16 protein-coding genes and 1 riboswitch are annotated in these 19773 nt (G+C 61.9%); of the genes, 13 read left to right on the top strand and 3 right to left on the bottom strand.

Features of this window, described 5'->3' with window-relative positions; translation table 11 throughout:
• Positions 1 to 25: 25 nt before the first annotated feature.
• Together ACF6ZU_RS15175 and waaA are read left to right on the top strand one after the other, a co-directional pair.
• Complete coding sequence (locus ACF6ZU_RS15175) at positions 26 to 928, top strand: LysR family transcriptional regulator (protein ID WP_392884930.1); 903 nt, start codon at positions 26 to 28, stop codon at positions 926 to 928.
• Positions 929 to 939: 11 nt separating this feature from the next.
• Positions 940 to 2217: a lipid IV(A) 3-deoxy-D-manno-octulosonic acid transferase gene (gene waaA, locus ACF6ZU_RS15180; RefSeq protein WP_392884932.1), complete on the top strand. Its 1278-nt coding sequence runs from the start codon at positions 940 to 942 to the stop codon at positions 2215 to 2217.
• A gap of 165 nt (positions 2218 to 2382) precedes the next feature.
• Here the strand turns inward: waaA and ACF6ZU_RS15185 are convergent, their stop codons facing one another.
• On the bottom strand, positions 2383 to 3822 hold the full coding sequence (locus ACF6ZU_RS15185) for a TolC family outer membrane protein (RefSeq protein ID WP_392884933.1): 1440 nt from the start codon (positions 3820 to 3822) through the stop codon (positions 2383 to 2385).
• A 192-nt stretch (positions 3823 to 4014) separates the two neighbouring features.
• Positions 4015 to 4120, top strand: a riboswitch (TPP riboswitch).
• 163 nt (positions 4121 to 4283) lie between these two features.
• Here ACF6ZU_RS15185 and thiC point away from each other — a divergent pair.
• Both thiC and cytX read left to right on the top strand, forming a co-directional pair.
• Positions 4284 to 6173 carry a phosphomethylpyrimidine synthase ThiC gene (thiC, locus tag ACF6ZU_RS15190; protein ID WP_392884934.1) on the top strand — a complete coding sequence of 630 codons (1890 nt, stop codon included), beginning with the start codon at positions 4284 to 4286 and terminating at the stop codon, positions 6171 to 6173.
• 151 nt (positions 6174 to 6324) lie between these two features.
• Positions 6325 to 7617, top strand: coding sequence for a putative hydroxymethylpyrimidine transporter CytX (gene cytX / locus ACF6ZU_RS15195; RefSeq protein WP_392884936.1), 1293 nt, complete (start codon positions 6325 to 6327; stop codon positions 7615 to 7617).
• Here cytX and ACF6ZU_RS15200 read toward each other — a convergent pair.
• Entirely contained in the window at positions 7586 to 8332 is a 747-nt protein-coding gene (locus tag ACF6ZU_RS15200) for an RsiV family protein (protein WP_392884937.1), read from the bottom strand. The two genes, cytX and ACF6ZU_RS15200, sit on opposite strands and share 32 nt — an antisense overlap.
• A gap of 206 nt (positions 8333 to 8538) precedes the next feature.
• Between ACF6ZU_RS15200 and ACF6ZU_RS15205 the strand changes: the two genes are divergently transcribed.
• From ACF6ZU_RS15205 to ACF6ZU_RS15245, 9 genes are all read left to right on the top strand, one after another.
• On the top strand, positions 8539 to 9156 hold the full coding sequence (locus tag ACF6ZU_RS15205; protein ID WP_392884939.1) for an NUDIX domain-containing protein: 618 nt from the start codon (positions 8539 to 8541) through the stop codon (positions 9154 to 9156).
• Positions 9147 to 9599 carry a DUF1249 domain-containing protein gene (locus tag ACF6ZU_RS15210; protein ID WP_392884940.1) on the top strand — a complete coding sequence of 151 codons (453 nt, stop codon included), beginning with the start codon at positions 9147 to 9149 and terminating at the stop codon, positions 9597 to 9599. The genes ACF6ZU_RS15205 and ACF6ZU_RS15210 overlap by 10 nt, the downstream gene beginning before the upstream one ends.
• A 98-nt stretch (positions 9600 to 9697) precedes the next feature.
• Complete coding sequence (gene cpdA / locus ACF6ZU_RS15215) at positions 9698 to 10513, top strand: 3',5'-cyclic-AMP phosphodiesterase (RefSeq protein ID WP_392884942.1); 816 nt, start codon at positions 9698 to 9700, stop codon at positions 10511 to 10513.
• A 220-nt stretch (positions 10514 to 10733) separates the two neighbouring features.
• A complete protein-coding gene (locus ACF6ZU_RS15220; RefSeq protein ID WP_392884944.1) occupies positions 10734 to 11342 on the top strand; it encodes a YqiA/YcfP family alpha/beta fold hydrolase in 609 nt (202 codons plus the stop codon).
• A gap of 42 nt (positions 11343 to 11384) precedes the next feature.
• The gene (gene parE, locus ACF6ZU_RS15225) at positions 11385 to 13289 is read left to right on the top strand and encodes a DNA topoisomerase IV subunit B (protein ID WP_392884946.1); all 1905 of its coding nucleotides are present in this window, start codon (positions 11385 to 11387) and stop codon (positions 13287 to 13289) included.
• Entirely contained in the window at positions 13289 to 14278 is a 990-nt protein-coding gene (locus ACF6ZU_RS15230; protein ID WP_392884947.1) for an esterase-like activity of phytase family protein, read from the top strand. Before parE ends, ACF6ZU_RS15230 begins: the two co-directional genes overlap by 1 nt.
• Entirely contained in the window at positions 14275 to 14799 is a 525-nt protein-coding gene (locus ACF6ZU_RS15235; RefSeq protein WP_392884949.1) for a TIGR02281 family clan AA aspartic protease, read from the top strand. Before ACF6ZU_RS15230 ends, ACF6ZU_RS15235 begins: the two co-directional genes overlap by 4 nt.
• Positions 14800 to 14806: 7 nt before the next feature.
• Positions 14807 to 17074, top strand: a complete 2268-nt coding sequence (parC, locus tag ACF6ZU_RS15240) for a DNA topoisomerase IV subunit A (protein ID WP_392884950.1) — start codon at positions 14807 to 14809, stop codon at positions 17072 to 17074.
• 176 nt (positions 17075 to 17250) lie between these two features.
• Positions 17251 to 17964 carry a membrane integrity-associated transporter subunit PqiC gene (locus ACF6ZU_RS15245; protein ID WP_392884951.1) on the top strand — a complete coding sequence of 238 codons (714 nt, stop codon included), beginning with the start codon at positions 17251 to 17253 and terminating at the stop codon, positions 17962 to 17964.
• Positions 17965 to 18201: 237 nt separating this feature from the next.
• On the opposite strand, the gene ACF6ZU_RS15250 is transcribed toward ACF6ZU_RS15245, so the two are convergent.
• The gene (locus tag ACF6ZU_RS15250) at positions 18202 to 19722 is read right to left on the bottom strand and encodes an AhpA/YtjB family protein (RefSeq protein WP_392884953.1); all 1521 of its coding nucleotides are present in this window, start codon (positions 19720 to 19722) and stop codon (positions 18202 to 18204) included.
• Positions 19723 to 19773: the final 51 nt, after the last annotated feature.

Consider the following 19773-nt stretch of genomic DNA (forward strand, 5'->3'; position numbering starts at 1 on the left):
TATCTGTTCAGGAGATGGGTTGCCCATGAGCATGCAATGGAATCTGGAGCAGCTGCGCCTGTTCGTCAGCGTAGCGGAGCAGCGATCGTTTTCCGCCGTGGCACGGGATCAGCGCAAGGCGCAGTCGGCGGTCAGCAGTTCGATTGCGCTGCTGGAAGAAGACCTCGGGATGAGCCTGTTCGACCGCAGCAGCGGCCGTCAGCCGAAACTCACCGAAGCCGGCAGCGCCTTGCTGGAAGAAGCGCGGGAAGTGCTGCGTCAGTGCGAGCGCTTGAACGGTCGGGCCTTGGCGATGATGCGCGGCCAGGAGGCGCGCATTCAGCTGGCGCAGGACGAAGCCATGCCGTTTCAGCCGATCATCGACAGCCTCGACGAACTCGCCGAGCAGTTCCCCAGCCTGGAGGTGCAGCTGTCCAACGGCACCCAGGGCGATGTGGCGCGAAAACTGTTGGAGCGCCGTGCCGATCTCGGGCTGCTGTTCTACCACGAGCAGATTCCCGAGGCTCTGGAGCGGCGGGTATTGGGCAGCATTGAAATGGTCACGGTCTGCGGCGTCGGCCACCCGCTGGCGACATTGGGCGAGGTCAACTGCCAGCAGCTGGCTCAGCATCGGCAATTGCTGATGGCGGCTCAATCCAGCGTTTACCCCGGCAGCGAGCCCGCCAGCCCGCAAGTCTGGCGGGCCGACAGTTTCTACGTCATCGCCGAATTGCTGATGCGCGGCCTCGGCTGGGCGTGGTTGCCGCGCAACGTTGTGCAGTATTCGGGTTATCGAAATCAGATCGTCGAACTGGTCAGCGAATGGACGCCACCCGCGCTGGTGGTGGAGCTGGTCTGGCGCCGTGACGAACCCCTCGGCCCGGCGGCCCGTTGGCTGGCGGAACGTTTTGCCGTGCACTTGCAGGCGATCGGCGAGAAAAGCCGATAAACTCCGCCGCCATGAATAGAACTCTCTACACCGCGCTGTTTTACCTGGGGCTGCCACTGGTAGCGATTCGGCTGTGGCTGCGCTCGCGCAAGGCCCCGGCGTATGCCAAACGCATCGGCGAGCGTTTCTCCTTCGGGCTGCCGGCGATGAAGCCCGGCGGTATCTGGGTGCACGCGGTGTCCGTGGGCGAAAGCATCGCCGCCGCGCCGATGATTCGCGCGTTGCTGCAACGCTACCCGGCGCTGCCGATCACCGTGACCTGCATGACCCCGACCGGCTCCGAGCGCATCCAGGCGTTGTTCGCCAATGAGCCACGCATTCAGCACTGCTATTTGCCTTACGACCTGCCGTGCGCTGCGGCGCGATTCCTTGATCGGGTGCGACCAACCCTGGCGGTGATCATGGAAACCGAACTGTGGCCCAACCACATTCACCAGTGCGCCAAACGCGGGATTCCCGTGGCGCTGGCCAACGCGCGGTTGTCCGAGCGTTCGGCCAAGGGCTATGGGCGTTTCGGCAAACTGACCCAACCGATGCTCGCCGAGATGAGCCTGTTCGCGGTGCAGACCGAAGCCGAAGCGCAACGCTTCCGTGATCTGGGAGCGCGTGCGGACACCGTCGAAGTGACCGGCTCGATCAAGTTCGACCTGACCATCGACCCGCAATTGCTCCAGCGTGCCACCGAGCTGCGCGGACAATGGCAGGCGCAGGAACGTCCGGTGTGGATCGCCGCCAGTACTCACGACGGTGAAGACGAAGTCGTGTTGGCGGCGCATCGGCAGCTGCTGGCCGGTCATCCCGATGCGTTGCTGATTCTGGTGCCGCGTCATCCGGAGCGTTTCAACTCGGTGTTCGACCTGTGCAAGCAACAGGGTTTCGCCACGGTCCGTCGTTCCAGCGGCGAGCCGGTCACTGCTGATACGTCGGTGTTGCTGGGCGACACCATGGGCGAGTTGCTGTTCTTGTATGCCCTGGCGGACAGCGCATTTGTCGGCGGCAGCCTGGTGGCGAACGGTGGCCATAACTTGCTGGAGCCCGCTGCCCTGGCGAAGCCGGTGCTCAGCGGTCCGCACCTGTTCAACTTCCTCGAAATCGCCGCGCAGTTGCGCAGCGCCGGGGCGTTGCAGGAAGTGGAAGACGCCGAGGGCCTGGCGCTGGCGGTGCAGCGTTTGTTCGAATTGCCGCGCGATGCGCAGCGGATGGCGGAGGCGGGGTTGCAGGTGATGCGCCGCAATCAGGGCGCGTTGCAGCGGTTGCTGGACGGGCTGGATCGATTGATCAAGCGCTGACCTGTGTAGGAGCCGGCTTGCCGGTGGTGGCGTCTTCGAAATCGTCATCGCCGGCAAGCCGGCTCCTACAGGGTTTTGCGTGAACCCAGAATCGCCGTCATCCCCCGAATCTGTAGGAGCCGGCTTGCCGGCGATAGCGTTTTCGGAACCGCCATCACCGGTCCATTACTGCCCCGGTTTTGCTCTGAGCTGCTCCGCCGCAGCCTGCGCCAGGTCCGGCGGCAGGAAATCCTTGTCCGGGTTGTAATCGGCCTTCAGGTAGCGCTTCAGATCCTGCAGATCACCCGGATTCAACGTCCCGGCGGCCTGCTTCAGGCGCAGGTTGTCGAGGATGTAGTCGTAGCGGGTGTTGTTGTAATTGCGCACCGAGGTGTAGAGCTGACGCTGCGCATCGAGCACATCGACGATGTTGCGCGTGCCCACCTGGTAACCGATTTCGGTCGCTTCCACCGCGCTCTGGTTGGAGATGATCGACTGCTTGCGCGCCTGCACCTGTTCCACATCAGTGTTCACCGCGCGGTGCAGGTTGCGGGTGTTTTCCACCACTTGCCGACGCAGACTCTCACGCTGTTGTTCGGTCTGGTCCAGTTGCGAGTACGACTGACGCACCTGCGAACTGGTCAGCCCGCCGCTGTAGATCGGGATGTTCAATTGCAAGGCCAGCGTGGTTTGCTCGACGGGGCCACCATAAGACTGGCCGAAGGCATTCGGGTTACTGAAACCGAACGCGTCGTTGTCACCCTTCTCATACTTGGCCACCGCATCCACCGTCGGCGCGTGACCGGCCTTGCGTTGCTTGAGGGTTTCTTCGGCGGCGCTGACCGCGAAGTTGCTGGCCAGCAGGTTCAGGTTCTGCTTGGCGGCGGTGTCGACCCAGGCCTTGGCGTCGTTCGGCGCCGGCGGCAGGATCGGCAGCGTGTGGACGATGCCCTGAATCGAGTTGTACTGACGGTTGGTCAGGGTGATCAGGGCTTCGAACGCATCATCCACCTGACGCTGGGCAACGATCCGGTTGGCTCGCGCGGTGTCGTAGCTGGCCTGGGATTGCAGCACGTCGGTCTTGTCCGACAGGCCGACATCGAAGCGTTCGTTGGACTGATCGAGCTGGCGCTTGAACGCGGCTTCTTCAGCCTTGGTCGACGCCAGGTTGTCCTGGCTGCGCAGCACGTTGAAGTAGTCCTCGGCGGTTTGCAGGATCAGGTTCTGCTCGGTGGCCGAGAGTTGCAGGGCCGCCTGTTCGTTGACGTCCTTGGCAGCCTGATACTGGAACCAGCGATCGGCACGGAACAGAGGCTGGGCCAATGTCGCCTGCCAGGAGTTGGCGCTGCGGTTGGCAATGGCCGCCGGTTGATTGATGTCGGTGCGCACATTGGCCACCTGGGCGCCGCCGTTGATGTTCGGCAGCAAGCCGGCGCGGGCCTGGGGCACCACTTCTTTCTGCGCGCCATACTGGGCGCGGGCGGCGGCCAGGTCGGCGTTGTTGTCGACCGCTTCCTGGTAGACGTTCACCAGATCGGTTTTGGTCGATAAGGGCGCTTCTGCTGCCCAGGCCATTCCATTGGAAGCACAAGACACGGCGAGGGCCAGTGAGAGTTTGCGCAGCATGAGGCCATCCCTAAAAATTACACTGATAATTTGAGCGCCAAAGGTACGGCGCAGCCCACTCAGCGTCAATGCGCGACATGGCCGTTGCGAGTGTAGTTGCGCATCCGTGCGGCAACAATCGTCTGATTGCGCCATTCATCATGGTGTTTATCGCGGTGTTGGCGTTCTTTGTCAGTTGTGTCTAGACTGGCCGGGTTCTTGTCGGGGTGCCTTGCTATGAGGCTGAGATCGAATAATTTCGGATCCCGTTGAACCTGATCAGGTTAGCGCCTGCGTAGGGAACAAGATTTCTCGTCACCCGGCGAGTCCTCTTGTGCTTCGTCCGGGATGTTGTTCGACAATCGAACACCCCTCGAGCACTGAGCACAGCACTGCTGGTTTTCCCAGCGCCCGTGCGTCCATTCGATTACAGGTTCGCTCCGACAAAAATCCACTGCCTGGATGTGTTCGGAGAGCCCGTGATGACGATAAAACCAAAAAACATAACGAACCTGAGTGACTCGGCCCAAGTCGATCAACAGTCGGTTCAGCCGTTTACCCGCTCGCAAAAAATCTATGTCCAGGGCTCTCGTCCGGACATCCTCGTGCCGATGCGCGAAATCAGCCTCGATGTGACCCCGACCGACTTCGGCGGCGAGATCAACGCGCCGGTCGTCGTCTACGACACCTCCGGCCCGTACACCGATCCCAACGTCATCATAGACGTGCGCAAGGGCCTGGCCGACGTCCGTTCGCCGTGGATCGAGTCCCGTGGCGATACCGAGCGTCTGCCGGGCCTGAGCTCGAACTTCGGCCAGGAGCGCCTCGCCGACGCCGAGCTGACCAAGCTGCGTTTCGCTCACGTCAACAATCCGCGCCGCGCCAAGGCCGGGGCCAACGTCAGCCAGATGCACTACGCGCGCAAAGGCATCATCACCGCCGAGATGGAATACGTCGCCATCCGCGAAAACATGAAGCTGGAAGTGGCCCGCGCCGCTGGCCTGCTGGACCAGCAACATGCCGGCCACAGCTTCGGCGCCAGCGTGCCGAAAATCATCACCCCGGAATTCGTTCGTGACGAGATCGCCCGCGGTCGCGCGATCATCCCGGCCAACATCAACCATACCGAATTGGAACCGATGATCATCGGCCGTAACTTCCTGGTGAAGATCAACGGCAACATCGGCAACAGCGCCCTGGGTTCGTCCATCGAAGAAGAAGTGGCGAAACTGACCTGGGGCATTCGCTGGGGTTCGGACACGGTCATGGACCTGTCCACCGGCAAGCACATTCACGAAACTCGCGAGTGGATCATCCGTAACTCGCCGGTGCCGATCGGGACCGTGCCGATCTACCAGGCCCTGGAAAAAGTCGGCGGCGCCGCCGAAGACCTGACCTGGGAACTGTTCCGCGACACGCTGATCGAGCAGGCCGAGCAGGGCGTCGATTACTTCACCATCCACGCCGGCGTGTTGCTGCGCTACGTGCCGCTGACCGCCAAGCGCGTGACCGGCATCGTGTCCCGTGGCGGTTCGATCATGGCCAAGTGGTGCCTGGCGCATCACAAGGAAAACTTCCTCTACACCCATTTCGAAGACATCTGCGAAATCATGAAGGCCTACGACGTCAGCTTCTCGCTGGGCGATGGCCTGCGTCCGGGCTCGATTGCCGACGCCAACGACGCCGCGCAGTTCGGTGAGCTGGAAACCCTCGGCGAGCTGACCAAGATTGCCTGGAAGCACGACGTGCAATGCATGATCGAAGGCCCGGGCCACGTGCCGATGCAGTTGATCAAAGAGAACATGGACAAGCAGCTCGAGTGCTGCGACGAGGCGCCGTTCTACACCCTCGGCCCGCTGACCACCGACATTGCACCGGGCTACGACCACATCACCTCCGGCATCGGTGCGGCGATGATCGGCTGGTTCGGTTGCGCGATGCTCTGCTACGTCACGCCGAAGGAGCACTTGGGCCTGCCGAACAAGGATGACGTGAAGACCGGGATCATCACCTACAAGATCGCCGCGCATGCCGCCGATCTGGCGAAGGGGCATCCGGGGGCGCAGATTCGCGACAATGCCCTGAGCAAGGCGCGTTTCGAATTCCGTTGGGAAGACCAGTTCAACCTGGGCCTCGATCCGGACACCGCACGTTCGTATCACGATGAAACCCTGCCGAAGGATTCGGCCAAGGTCGCGCACTTCTGTTCGATGTGCGGGCCGAAATTCTGCTCGATGAAAATCACCCAGGAAGTTCGCGAGTACGCGGCCAACCAGCGGATCGAGACCGTTGACGCGGAAGTCGCCCAGGGATTGGCGGAACAGGCCGAGCGCTTCAAGCAGGAAGGCAGTCAGCTGTACAAGAAGGTTTGATCTGACCTGAAAGGGTGGGGCCTGCACAGGCCCCATCGCCAGCAGGCTGGCTCCCACATTGGATCTGTGGCGTTCACATGTCCCCTGTGGGAGCCAGCCTGCTGGCGATAGCGATCCACACAACAACAAATGTCCCTCTGAGATAACACCCTTGAGCATTCAACCCAGCACTTACTCACCTGATATCGCTGTGCCGATCGACAAACGTGTCTTCGGCGGTCGCGATCTGTTTTCCCTGTGGTTCTCCCTCGGCATCGGCCTGATGGTCCTGCAGACCGGCGCACTGCTCGCACCAGGCCTGGGCCTGTCCGGCTCGCTGCTGGCTATTTTTCTTGGCACGCTGGTTGGCGTCCTGCTGCTGGCCGCCGTCGGCGTGATCGGCAGCGACACCGGCCTGTCGTCGATGGCCGCGCTCAAACTCAGCCTCGGCGCGAAAGGCGCGAGCCTGCCGGCGGTGCTGAACCTGCTGCAACTGATCGGTTGGGGCTCGTTCGAAATCATCGTGATGCGCGACGCCGCCAGCCTGTTGGGCGCGCGGGCGTTCAGCGAGGGCAGCCTGCTGTCGAATCCGCTGCTCTGGACCGTGTTCTTCGGTGGCCTGGCGACCTTGCTCGCGGTCAGTGGCCCGCTGACTTTCGTGCGGCAAATCCTGCGTAAGTGGGGCATCTGGCTGCTGCTGGCCGCGTGCATCTGGCTGACCTGGAACCTGTTCGCAAAGGCCGACCTCGCCGCACTGTGGGCGCAGGCCGGTGACGGTTCGATGCCGTTCGCCGTGGGCTTCGACATTGCCATTGCGATGCCGCTGTCGTGGCTGCCGCTGATTGCCGACTATTCCCGTTTCGGCAAACGCGCGAAAAACGTGTTCGGCGGCACGGCGATTGGCTTCTTCATCGGTAATTTCTGGCTGATGAGCCTGGGCGTGGCTTACACCCTGGCGTTCGCGCCGAGCGGTGAAGTGAATGCCTTGTTGCTGGCTTTGGCGGGCGCGGGTCTGGGGATTCCGCTGTTGCTGATCCTGCTCGATGAGTCGGAAAACGCCTTTGCCGACATTCACTCGGCGGCGGTGTCCAGCGGGATTCTGTTGCGCTTGAAGGTCGAGCACCTGGCGCTGGCCATCGGTGTGGTCTGCACCTTGATCGCCTTGCTGGCGCCACTGGCCCAGTACCAGAACTTCCTGCTGCTGATCGGTTCGGTGTTTGCGCCGCTGTTCGGCGTGGTGCTGGTGGATCACTTCATCCTGTGCAAGCGTGGCGCCCGGGTCGCGTCAGCCGCATTGCGCTGGCCGGCGTTGCTCGCCTGGCTGGGCGGGGTGAGCACCTATCACTTGCTGGCCAATCTGTATCCGGACATCGGCGCAACCCTGCCGGCGTTGATTCTGGCAGGGCTGCTGCAACTGGTGCTCGGTCGGGCCTTCAGTTACGGCCAGGAAACAGCTCGGGCTTGAGAATGCCGTTCAGGCGCGGGTAGGGGATCTTCAATTCGACGTGGCCCAGCGCGTAAGGCGCGATGGTGCTCACTTCGTACTTGAGGATCACCCCGCCATAGGTCAGCGCCACGTTCTGGGTTTTCTGGAACGGCCAGCTCTTCACGAACTCCGGTTCCTGATCGAGCTTGGTGCTGATCAGCCAGCTGTTGTGCGCCACTTGCGCGGCTTTCCAGAAGGCGTCTTCCTGTCCTGGCACCAGCATGTCCGACAAGGTCAGCACTTTATGCTGCTGGCGCGAATAGTTGATGAAGCCGCGGCCCGGGGTGCCATGGGCGCCGCCGGTGTCCAGGTAGCTGGAAAGTTCGACGATCACCAAGCCGTCATGCTGCTCGCGTACCTTGGCCTGCAAGTAGCTGCTGTTGCGCGGGGCGGCGGTGCGCAGGAACCCGTCGCGATACGCCGCCAGCGTCGGTGCCACCGGGGCGTCCGGCGAGGTGCGGGTCATTTGCAGCAGGCGTTTTTCGATGATGCCGTCCAGCTGCGGCTCGGCGGGGAAGCGCAGCGTGTCGATATTCACCAGGGGGCAGTCCGGGGTGGTGCAACCCGGTTGCAGGGTTTCCGTGGCATCGCGGGTGGTTTCCAGCGGCGTCCGGTAATTGGGCTGGAACAGGCTCTGGCAAGCGCCCAGGGTCAGGGCGATTGCAGCCACGGAGGCGATTTTAAAAAGCGACATGGGCGTCCTTCATAAAACAGGGAAAGGCGAAAAGTTATCCGCTTCGACTCTCAACGAAGCAGTCAGTTCGCCACTAAGCTAATTAGAGTTGGTTTCGCCGCCACCGTCTATCCCGCTGACGGGAAAGGGGCTGCATCAAACGTCGTGGGCGCGTTAGGATGGCGCGAAGTCGAGGCAGGAGCCTCGGTGCAGATACGAGGATTGTCATGACAGATTTCGCCAGCGCCATTCCGACCGCCGTTGATATCGTTCGGCGCGAAAAGTGCTACGAGGGCTTTTACAAGCTCGACCGTGTGCACTTGCGCCACGAGTTGTTTGCCGGTGGCATGAGCCGCGAAATCAGTCGTGAAGTGTTTGTTCGCCACGACGCCGTTTGTGTACTGCCCTACGACCCGCAACGCGACGAAGTGGTGCTGATCGAGCAGTTTCGCGTCGGCGCCATGGGCAAGACCGCCAACCCGTGGCTGATCGAACTGGTCGCTGGTCTGATCGACAAGGATGAAGTGCCGGAAGAAGTTGCTCACCGCGAAGCGCAGGAGGAAGCTGGGCTGGTATTCGGGGCGCTGTGGCCGATGACTCAGTATTTTCCATCGCCGGGCGGCAGCAATGAACTCGTGCATTTGTACCTGGGGCGTTGCGAGACAACCGGGGTCGGCGGCCTGCATGGGCTGGAGGAAGAAGCAGAAGATATCCGCGTCAGGGTCTGGGCGTTCGAAGATGCCCTGCAAGCCGTGCGCGATGGGCGAATTGCCAACGCGGCCAGCATCATTGCCTTGCAATGGCTGGCATTGAACCGCGTTGAAGTGAGGGGGTTATGGTCGTAAACAAGCTGCGCGATCGCTACAGGGTTGACCTTGTGGGGCTGCAAGCCTCTTGCGAGGCCAACTACGCGCGTCTGATGCGACTGCTGCCGGACATGCGCGAAGAGCCGGCGGCGCGGCGCATTGCCGTGACCCATGGCGAGCAGATGCTCGGCGTGCTGGCCCTCGAAGTGCTGCAGGTCTGTCCGTATACCACCACCCTGCAAGTGCGCCAGGAACACAGCCTGCCGTGGCTGCCGGTGCCGCAACTGGAAGTGCAGGTCTATCATGATGCCTGCATGGCCGAAGTGGTCAGCGCCGAACATGCGCGACGCTTTCGCGGCATCTATCCTTACCCGAACGCCTCGATGCATCAGCCGGACGAAAAGGCCCAGCTGAATATGTTTCTCGGTGAGTGGTTGAGCCATTGCCTGGCGCTGGGACATGAGTACGAAGTCGTTCGCTAAGTGTGAACTGCGTCCGGTTCACGGGTTTCCCCTTTTGATCGTCCCCCAGCATAATCGCGGCATTCCACTTATCCCGTGTTCAGCCTTGGGAGAACGCCTTGCCGAGCGTATCCACATTGACCACCGCCGATCCGGCGTTGCTGGTGCAACTGTCCGACAGCCACCTGTTCGCCGAGGCGGACGGTACGTTGCTGGGCATGAATACGCGGGACAGCCTGCAAAAGGTCATTGAACTGGTCAGGCTGCAACAGCCGCAGATCGATCTGATCATCGCCAGTGGCGATCTTTCCCAGGACGGGACGCTGGAGTCATACCAGCGGTTTCGCGACCTGACCCGGCAGCTCGATGCACCGGCGCGCTGGATTCCCGGCAATCACGATGAGCCGCAGATCATGGCCGAGGCTGCCGTGCACAGTGCACTGCTGGAGCCGGTGGTGGACATCGGCAACTGGCGCGTCACGTTGCTCGACTCGGCGGTGCCGGGTTCGGTGCCGGGGTATTTGCAGGACGAACAATTGCAGTTGCTTGCCCGCTCGTTGAGCGAAGCGCCGGAGCGGCATCACCTGGTGTGTTTCCATCACCACCCGGTGTCGATCGGCTGTGCATGGATGGAGCCGATCGGGTTGCGCAATCCCGAGGCGCTGTTTGCCGTGCTGGACCGCTTCCCGCAGGCGCGCGCGGTGCTTTGGGGCCATGTGCATCAGGAAATCGATCAGGAGCGCAACGGCGTGCGCTTGATTGCATCGCCATCGACCTGCATCCAGTTCGAGCCGGGCAGCGAAGATTTCAAGGTTGGGGACCAGGCGCCGGGTTACCGCTGGTTGCGGCTGCTGCCCGATGGCCGGATCGAAACCGGCGTAGAACGCGTGACCGGGTTCGACTTCCAGGTCGATTACGGCTCCAACGGCTACTGACATCCCACTGTAGGAGCGAGCCTGCTCGCGAAAAACCTCCGGGCAACGCGTTCTAATAGAAAGAATGCGTAATCGTTGTCGTCCATCGCGAGCAGGCTCGCTCCTACAGGGGATGTGTGAACGCCGTAGAACCAGTGTGGGAGCAACTGTCCTAACCATGCCATTAGTCACCGCCACCCTGTAAACTCCGCCTTCTTTACCCGACGCACAGGGAGTTCAAATGTCCGGTTCGATCCTTTATATCCACGGTTTCAACAGCGCGCCCGCCTCGAAAAAGGCCACGCAGTTGATGCAGGTGATGGAACGTCTGGGCTTGAGCGATCAGCTGCGTGTTCCAGCCTTGCATCACCATCCACGCGAGGCCATCGGTCAGCTGGAGCAGGCGATTGCCGAGCTGGGGCGGCCACTGCTGGTCGGCAGCTCACTCGGCGGCTACTATGCGACTCACCTGGCCGAGCGCCATGGCCTCAAGGCCCTGCTGATCAACCCTGCCATCAGTCCGCACCGGATGTTCGACGGACACCTGGGAACGCAGAAAAACCTGTATACCGATGAGACCTGGGAATTGACCCACGACCACGTTACGGCCCTGGCCGAACTGGAAGTGCCGGCGCCCCGGGACCCGCAGCGGTATCAGGTATGGTTGCAAACCGGCGATGAAACGCTGGACTATCGCCTCGCCCAGCAGTATTACCGGGCCTGTGCATTGCGCATCCAGGCCGGCGGCGACCATGGTTTCCAGGGTTTTGCCGGGCAATTGCCGGCCATGCTGAGTTTTGCCGGCATCGGCGCAGATTTGTATCAGGCGATCGATTTCACAGCACTGTGAATCATCGCCTCTATTTAATAGAACATTTGACGACGAGACCCCATGGCCACTCCCAGCGCTAGCTCTTATAACGCAGACGCCATCGAAGTCCTCTCGGGCCTCGACCCGGTGCGCAAACGCCCCGGCATGTACACCGACACCAGTCGGCCGAACCACCTCGCCCAGGAAGTCATCGACAACAGCGTCGACGAAGCCTTGGCCGGGCACGCGACATCGGTGCAGGTCATCCTGCACGCCGATCACTCGCTGGAAGTCAGCGATGACGGTCGTGGCATGCCGGTGGACATTCACCCGGAAGAGGGCGTGTCAGGCGTCGAACTGATCCTCACCAAACTCCACGCGGGCGGCAAGTTTTCCAACAAGAACTACCAGTTCTCCGGCGGTCTGCACGGGGTGGGTATTTCCGTGGTCAACGCCTTGTCGACCGAAGTCCGGGTGCGCGTCAAGCGTGACGGCAACGAGTACCAGATGACCTTCGCCGACGGTTACAAGAAAACCGAGCTGGAAGTGGTCGGTACCGTCGGCAAGCGCAACACCGGCACCAGCGTGTTCTTCGCGCCGGACCCGAAATACTTCGATTCGCCGAAATTCTCCATCAGCCGCCTCAAGCACGTGCTCAAGGCCAAGGCCGTGTTGTGCCCGGGGCTGCTGGTCAGTTTTGAAGACAAGGCCACCGGCGAGAAAGTCGAATGGCATTACGAAGACGGCCTGCGCTCCTACCTGGTGGACGCAGTCAGCGAATTCGAACGCCTGCCGGACGAGCCGTTCTGCGGCAGCCTGGCCGGTAATAAAGAAGCGGTCGACTGGGCGCTGCTGTGGCTGCCGGAAGGTGGCGACAGCGTGCAGGAAAGCTACGTCAACCTGATCCCGACGGCCCAGGGCGGTACGCACGTCAACGGGCTGCGTCAGGGCCTGCTCGATGCCATGCGCGAATTCTGCGAGTTCCGCAGCCTGCTGCCGCGCGGCGTGAAGCTGGCGCCGGAAGACGTCTGGGAACGCATCGCTTTCGTCCTGTCGATGAAAATGCAGGAGCCACAATTCTCCGGTCAGACCAAGGAACGCCTGTCGTCCCGTGAGGCGGCGGCGTTTGTCTCCGGCGTGGTCAAGGACGCGTTCAGCCTGTGGCTCAACGCCCACCCGGAAACCGGCATGCTGTTGGCGGAACTGGCGATCAACAACGCCGGCCGTCGCCTGAAGGCCAGCAAGAAAGTCGAGCGCAAACGCATCACGGCAGGACCAGCATTGCCGGGCAAACTCGCCGACTGCGCCGGGCAGGACCCGATGCGTTCCGAGCTGTTCCTGGTGGAAGGTGATTCCGCCGGCGGTTCCGCCAAACAAGCGCGGGACAAGGAGTTCCAGGCGATCCTGCCGCTGCGCGGCAAGATCCTCAACACCTGGGAAGTCGACGGCAGCGAAGTGCTGGCCAGCCAGGAAGTGCACAACATCGCCGTGGCCATTGGTGTCGATCCGGGCGCGGCGGACATGAGCCAGCTGCGCTACGGCAAGATCTGCATCCTCGCCGACGCCGACTCCGACGGTCTGCACATTGCCACGCTGTTGTGCGCGCTGTTCGTCCAGCATTTCCGCCCGCTGGTGGATGCCGGTCACGTCTACGTCGCGATGCCGCCGCTGTACCGCATCGACCTGGGCAAGGAAATCTACTACGCCCTCGACGAGGCGGAGCGTGACGGCATTCTCGATCGCCTGGTGGCCGAGAAGAAACGCGGCAAGCCACAGGTCACCCGATTCAAAGGCCTGGGTGAAATGAACCCGCCGCAGTTGCGCGAAACCACCATGGACCCGAACACCCGGCGCCTGGTGCAGCTGACCCTGGAAGATTTCGAAGCGACTTCGGAAATGATGGATATGTTGCTGGCGAAGAAACGCGCCGGCGACCGTAAATCCTGGCTCGAATCCAAAGGCAACCTGGCCGAGGTTCTTGGCTGATGCGGGTTGGCTTTGCCCTGGCGTGTGCGTTACTCCTGACTCCGGTTGTGGCATGGGCCGAACCGGCACCGGAGTTGCGCCTGTTGTCCGAGCATCCCGTGGAGGGCATGCGCGGCGGCAACCTGTCGGGGCTGGCCCAGTGCGGCAAGGACCTGTGGACGATTTCCGATCGTGACGACGACCAGATCTATCGCCTCGAAACCGGCGACACGGTCTGGCAGGCTGAAACCGTCGGCATCGGCGTGCCGCCCGTGCCGGACAGCGGTTTGCCCTGGGGCCTGCGTTCGCGGACCTGGGCGGCTTCGTTCGTGCGCGGTGGCGACCTGGATTTCGAAGGCATCACCTGTGACAGCGCCGGCAATCGCTACATCGTCAGCGAGTCCCATGCCGCGGTGCTGCAAGTGCCGCCGGTGGGGCCGGCGTCGTGGCTGAAGATTTCGCCACTGCTGGTCCGCGAGGCCCGCGCCAGTGGCATGTTGCTGAATTTCAACGCGCTGTTCGAAGGCCTGGCGATCAATCCGGCGGGCGATCAATTGTGGTTGGCCGCCGAGCGCGAGAGCCGTGGCTTGCTGACGATCAAACGCCAGCAAACGGTCTGGGATTGTGATGGCGGCTGCGTGCTGCTGAGCGAAGCCGGTCTGGAAATGCAACCGGCGCAATTTCCCAAGGCCAGGGCGGTATCGCGGGATTTCGCCGATCTTTCATTGTTCAACGGCAAGCTGTTTACCCTTGAGCGCAATGCGTTCCAGATTTGCCGTCGTGACGCGGTGACGGCCAAGGTCGAGCGCTGCTGGTCGTTTGCCGACGCGGCGCTGCAGGAAAACCGTCGTTATCCACAGGGCTACGGCCTGACGGAAGCGCTGATCGTGGACGCCGAGGGCGCCTGGGTCGGTGTTGATAACAACGACGGTGCCCGTGCGGATGGCGAGTATCGCCCGATCGTCTGGCGTTTCGCGGCGCCTGACGGTGGCTGGAGCGCCAAGCCGTGACCCCGCAAACGCCGGGCAAGCGCGCCGGTCGGGTGTTCATGGTGCTGGCCTGGTGCGCGGCGCTGTTTCTGGCGACGCGTTTTTTCGGCCAGTGGGAGGAGCGACAGCACAACCCCAATGTCGTCGTCAGCTCGGAACAGGGCGAAGGTTTTATCGAAGTGAAACTGGCCAGCAACACCCAGGGACACTTTGTCGCCAGTGGCCAGATCAACGGTCAGCCGGTGGATTTCATGCTGGACACCGGGGCGACTGATGTGGCGATCCCGGCGGAAATAGCCGAACGGCTAAAACTTGAACAAGGCTTCGGGGTGACCCTGAGCACGGCAAACGGTCGCACCGAGGGGTATCGAACCCTGGTCGCCCGGTTGCAACTGGGCGACATTGTGCTGCGCGACGTGCGCGCCATCGTTGTGCCAGGCCTGGATGGCAAGCAAGTGCTGCTCGGTATGAGCGCACTGAACAAACTTGAATTTACCCAGCGCGGTGGCACCATGCTGCTGCGCCAGACAACGAACCGATGAGGCCCGCATGAGCGACTCCCTTGATCTCAGCCTGGACGGTGTAGAACGCCGGTCACTGGCTGACTTCACCGAAAATGCCTACCTCAACTACTCCATGTACGTGATCATGGACCGTGCCTTGCCGCATATCGGCGACGGCCTGAAACCGGTACAGCGCCGCATCGTCTATGCGATGAGCGAGTTGGGGCTGGACGCCGATTCCAAGCACAAGAAGTCCGCGCGTACCGTCGGTGACGTGCTCGGTAAATTCCACCCGCACGGCGATTCGGCCTGCTACGAAGCCATGGTCCTGATGGCCCAGCCGTTCAGCTATCGCTACACGCTGGTCGACGGCCAGGGTAACTGGGGGGCGCCGGATGATCCCAAGTCCTTCGCCGCCATGCGTTACACCGAAGCGCGGCTGTCGCGTTATTCCGAAGTGCTGCTCAGCGAACTGGGCCAGGGCACGGCGGACTGGGGCCCGAACTTCGACGGCACCCTCGACGAACCGCTGGTGTTGCCGGCACGTTTGCCGAACATCCTCCTCAACGGCACCACCGGCATCGCCGTGGGCATGGCCACCGACGTTCCGCCGCACAACCTGCGGGAAGTCGCGACGGCCTGCGTGCGTTTGCTCGATGAGCCGAAAGCCACGGTCGAACAGCTCTGTGAACACATCCAGGGCCCGGATTACCCGACTGAAGCGGAAATCATCACCCCGCGCGCCGACCTGCTGAAGATGTACGAAACCGGCAAGGGTTCGGTGCGCATGCGCGCCGTTTACCACATCGAAGACGGCGACATCATCGTCACCGCGCTGCCGCATCAAGTGTCTGGCGCCAAGGTGCTGGAACAGATCGCGGCGATGATGCAGGCCAAACCGTCCAAAGCCCCGCAGATCGCGGACCTGCGCGACGAGTCCGACCACGAAAACCCGTGCCGGATCGTGATCATTCCCGGCGCACGGAAAAACTTCGACCACGACGCGTTGATGCAGCACCTGTTCGCCAGCACCGAGCTGGAATCGAGCTACCGGGTCAACATCAACATCATCGGCCTCGACGGCAAGCCGCAGCTGAAAAACCTGCGGGCGCTGCTGGTCGAGTGGCTGGAGTTCCGGGTGCAGACCGTGCGTCGTCGCCTGCAATTCCGCCTCGACAAGGTCGAGCGTCGCCTGCACCTGTTGGACGGTTTGCTGATCGCCTACCTCAACCTGGATGAAGTGATTCACATCATTCGCACCGAGGAGCATCCGCGTGCCAAGTTGATCGAACGCTTCGCCCTCAGCGAAATCCAGGCCGACTACATTCTCGACACCCGTCTGCGTCAGTTGGCGCGACTGGAAGAAATGAAGCTGCGTGCCGAGCAGGATGAACTGCTCAAGGAACAAGCCAAGCTGCAAGCCCTGCTGAGCAGCGAAGCCAAGCTGAAGAAGCTGGTACGCACCGAGCTGATCAAGGATGCCGAAACCTACGGCGACGACCGCCGTTCGCCCATCGTCGAGCGTGCCGAGGCCAAGGCCTTGACCGAGCACGATCTGCTGCCGAACGAGAAAGTCACCGTCGTGCTGTCGGAAAAAGGCTGGGTTCGCTCGGCCAAGGGCCACGAAATCGACGCCACCGGCCTTTCCTACAAAGCCGGGGATGGGTTCAAGGCTTTGGCGCCCGGTCGCTCTAACCAGTTCGCGGTGTTCATCGACTCCACTGGCCGCAGCTATTCGGTGGCGTCGCATACGTTGCCGTCGGCCCGTGGCCAGGGTGAGCCGTTGACCGGTCGTCTGACTCCGCCGCCAGGCGCAACGTTTGAATGCGTGCTGATGCCGGAAGACGATTCGCTGTACGTGATCGCTTCCGACGCCGGTTACGGTTTCGTGGTCAAGGGCGAGGACTTCCAGGCCAAGAACAAGGCCGGCAAGGCGCTGTTGAGCTTGCCGAACAATTCGAAAGTGATTCTGCCGCGCCCGGTAGCGGATCGTGAGAACAACTGGCTGGCTTCGGTGACCACCGAAGGTCGCCTGCTGATCTTCAAAATCAGCGACCTGCCACAATTAGGTAAGGGCAAAGGCAACAAGATCATCGGAATCTCCGGTGAGCGTGTGGCCAGTCGCGAAGAATATGTCACGGACATCGCCGTCATACCGGATGGCGCCACGTTGGTGCTGCAGGCCGGAAAACGTACCTTGTCACTGAAAGCGGACGATCTCGAACACTACAAAGGTGAGCGTGGGCGTCGTGGTAACAAATTGCCACGTGGCTTTCAGCGGGTGGATGCGCTGCTCGTCGAAAACCTCAATTAAGCGTCCTAGAGCGCTCGATCTACGATTTAACGCGTAGATCGACGCTTTGCCGCTGGAGTCGGAACGCATATTCACGGATGATATGGCCTTTCAAGCGCCGGCGTGGCCGAGCGTTCTTCATATTTATTGAGTATTTTCACTGTGGTTAGCCTTGTGGCAACCACCTGGATGGGACGATGACTGCTCTGCGCCTTCCTTTTATTTTGATGCTCGCTGGCGTTCTTGGCCTGGCGGGTTGCAGCACACACCAACCGGTGTCGCTGTATCAGCTGGACAGCGGAAGTCCGGCACAACCTGCGCAAAGCGCAGGCATGGCGGTATTGCTTGGCCCGGTAACCGTTGCCGACTACCTGCAACGTGAAACGCTGCTTCAGCGTCAACCGGACGGCAGCCTTCAGGCTTCGACCGATGGTCGTTGGGCGGGCAGCCTGTCTTCCGATATCGACCAGCTGTTGCTGCGTCAGGTCGCGGGTCACCTGGACAGCCAGCGCGTTGTGCTGGCGCCAGCGACCATTGGCTTCACGCCTGATGTTCAGGTGTTGCTGACCATCACGCGTCTGGACTCGGGTGAGTCGCAACCGGCGATCCTGGATGCGCAATGGCGTTTGATCGACCGTCGTGGTCAGGTTCGCGATAATCGCATCGTTCATCTGCAGGAGCAGCACGGTGGCGGCACCGCCGCTCAGGTTCAGGCCCAAGGCGTATTGCTGCAGCGTCTAGCCGAGCAGCTGTCCGTGGCGCTGAAGCCATTGGCCAACCAGCCGCCGATTGCAGAAGCACCGAAGAAACCGGCCGCCAAGCCTGTCGCTCCGGCGGCGGAGCAAGAGAAGCAGCCGAAGATCCCGATGGCTTCGCCGATCCGCACGGATATGGAAGTGTTCAGGTTCTAAAGCCTGGATGAGTTGAAACAGAGCCCGCATTGATGCGGGCTTTGTTGTTTCTGCCTGTTGGAAATCTTGGGTGCTGCTGATGGCCCCATCGCGAGCAGGCTCGCTCCCACATTGAATCGGCGTCGCTTACAAATCCCCTGTGGGAGTGAGCCTGCTCGCGATGGGGCCGCGACAGGCAACAAAAAAGCCCGCAGACGATCACTCGTCTGCGGGCTTCTTCACATCAGCGCCTGAGGCTTAAGCCCGACGCTCATGCATCCGCGCCAACTGCCGCTCCAGCATCGACGGATAAGGCTCCATCAACCGCTCCACACAGCACGCGCCTTCCGGGCTAGCGATCGGGCGGATTCGCGCACGCTGGCGAATCAGTGCGTCGTCGCTGATCTTGCGCTCCACCAGCAGCAGGTTGCGGCTATGTTGCGACAGGGCCAGGGCGTCCTGGGCGGTTTCGGTCAGCAGCAGGTCGATCTGGCTCAGGCCGAACAACTCGTCGCCCAGCGTCAGGCCCAGCTGCAATTGCAGGGTGATGCCGCTGTCCGCGACTTCGATCTGCAACTGATGGCCCAGCGCCCGCAGCAACTCGCCGCAGCAGATGGCGTTGGTCAGGTAGTCGTCGCCGCTGTCTTCGGTGTGGAACACCATCAGCGTGCTGCCATCGTTCAGGCTATGCAGTTCGCCCTCATAGAGCGAGGCGGCCTGGTCCAGGCAATCGCGGTAGCGCTTGAGCAGTTCTTCCAGACGTGCGCGGGGCAGGCGACGCAATTGATCCTGGGCGCCGAGTTGCACCGCGAGCACCGCGCTGTGTTGCGGTACGTTCGACACCTGCGGCTTGGCCACTGGCTTCGGCGCTACCGACTCGTCGCGCAGATCGGCAAACGCGTCGTCGTCTTCTTCATCTTCTACAGTGCTGACGATGTGCCGTGGCGCAGGCTTGAGGGCGGCAACAGGCTTGGACTCATCGAAGCTCGGATCGCGCAGGTTGCGCACTTCAAACGAAGGCTCGTCGGCGTCTTCGTACTCGCTGTCGTCGAATTCCGGTTCCGGCACAGGCTCGGGCTCGGCCGGTTCCGGCGCGAAGTTGGCGTGCAGCTGGCGCGCCAGGTCGCCGATCTCGTCCTGACGCCCGGTCCCCGGGGTGTATTCGTCGATATTGCGCAGCCACACGCGCAGTTGCAGCAGCGGCGTGGAGATGTGCCGCCCCAGGCGCAGGCTCAAAGCCAAAGACAGGGCCAGCAGAATCGCGCTCAGGATGCCCATGCTTTGCAGGCTGATGGTCATCGGCTGCTGGAACTGATCCATGTCCAGGCTGATGCGCAGTTGCCCGGCGGTCACGTCCTGGAAGGTGATCTTGCTCTGGTACATGCCCTCGGCTTCGCCCAGCAGGCTGTGCTTGGGACGCTGACCGGCTTCGGCGAGGATGCGGTTATCCACGCTGTAGATGGCGGCGTGGGCCACCAGCTTGTTCTTGGTCAGGTTGTTGAGCAGCACGTTGAGGCTGAGGATGTCGTTCGACACCAGCAGCTCGGTGGCGGACGTGGCAGTCTGCGTGGTCAGGCTTTCGCCCAGGGCATCCGCCTGCTCGTGCATGGCCTGCTTGAACTGCAAACCCATCACGCAGGCGTAGATCACCAGGGCCAGAGCGACCAGGATCACGTTATGGCTGGCGATGCGCAATGCAATCGGTACACGGCGGTGGCGCAGTGCCCGGAAGATCAGCAGAAAGAAGTTGTCGGTTTTAACTGGCGTGGGCCGGTTCACTTGAGCTCGGCTCTTTTGTCCGTGAAGTTGACGCGCAGTATAGCGACAGGC

It is taken from the genome of Pseudomonas migulae, assembly GCF_043225285.1.
Classification (GTDB): Bacteria; Pseudomonadota; Gammaproteobacteria; order Pseudomonadales; family Pseudomonadaceae; genus Aquipseudomonas; species Aquipseudomonas migulae_C.